This window comes from Limosilactobacillus pontis DSM 8475 (assembly GCF_001435345.1).
In the GTDB taxonomy this organism is placed as follows: Bacteria; Bacillota; Bacilli; order Lactobacillales; family Lactobacillaceae; genus Limosilactobacillus; species Limosilactobacillus pontis.
The window spans coordinates 1-1060 of sequence record NZ_AZGO01000054.1; the positions used below are offsets into that span (position 1 = coordinate 1).

General features: G+C 41.1%; 1 protein-coding gene. It reads left to right on the forward strand.

From position 1 onward, the window contains the following. Positions 1-67 precede the first annotated feature (67 nt). On the forward strand, positions 68-1054 hold the full coding sequence (locus FD34_RS08425) for an IS30 family transposase (protein ID WP_191980201.1): 987 nt from the start codon (positions 68-70) through the stop codon (positions 1052-1054). The last annotated feature ends 6 nt before the right edge of the window (positions 1055-1060 follow it).

The following is a 1060-nucleotide window of genomic DNA, read 5'->3' on the forward strand; positions in this document are numbered from 1 at the left end:
AAAAAAATAAACCCATACCGGGTAGAATATGTTTAACGACCAAATCAAACAATTCGAGGTATCCGGTATGAGCTATAAACATCTTACTATAAAAGAACGTGAAATGCTTATGTTTTTACGAGCTAAGGGGTTATCTATCCGGGCTGTTGCGTTACGGCTGGGGCGAAATCCAAGCACTATTTCACGAGAATTAAAACGTTGTGTAGGTAATTATTCCCCAAGCAAAGCAGAAAATGACTATCATCAAAAGCGAAAGAATTGTCACAAGAAGCGGCTATTAGACAGCCATCCACAACTACGCCGTCAAATTGTTCATTACATCTTAGATCTGCACTGGTCACCAGAGCAGATTACCGCTCGCTTTAATAAGGAACATCAATGGTGTGTTAGCTACAACACAATCTACCGTCATATCTATCAACGCAATTTAGGTGAGAAGTACTCCTCACATGGCGATACCGGTATTCAGCGCAATCTCAGACATAAACATCGGACGCGGCATTCAAAGAATACTAGACGACATCGAGAAGTACAGACGGACTACATCTCAATTCATGAGCGCCCTGGTTTTATCAACCAGCGTCAACGTATTGGTGACTGGGAAATCGATACTGTGATTGGGCGAACGGGTCATTCCATCCTTTTAACGGTTGTCGATCGGCTTAGTCGGCTTACTCTTATCAAAAAGGTTGCGCGAAAGGACTCGCAGGAGATAAATAAAGGCTTAGTTGAACTGTTAGGGGCCATTCCTAAAGAATTTGTTCATTCTATTACACCAGATCATGGGACCGAATTTCTTCATCTTGATGAAATCAGCGAAAGATTAGGTGTTACTGTCTATTGGCCCGATCCATATTCCCCTGAACAGCGTGGAACAAATGAGAATACAAATGGATTAATCCGGGAATATTTTCCCAAGCGAACAAATATTGATAATTATACAGAACAGGACGTTGAACACTGCCAAAAGCAGTTAAATCAACGTCCGCGCAAAGTGTTAAATTATGAAACCCCATATGAAGTATTTTTTGACAAACCGTTGCACTTAGTTTGACAATTC

Coding starts and splice junctions, on each gene's coding strand:
- FD34_RS08425 (WP_191980201.1), top strand. CDS start 68: ATGAGCTATAAACATCTTACTATAAAAGAACGTGAAATGCTTATGTTT.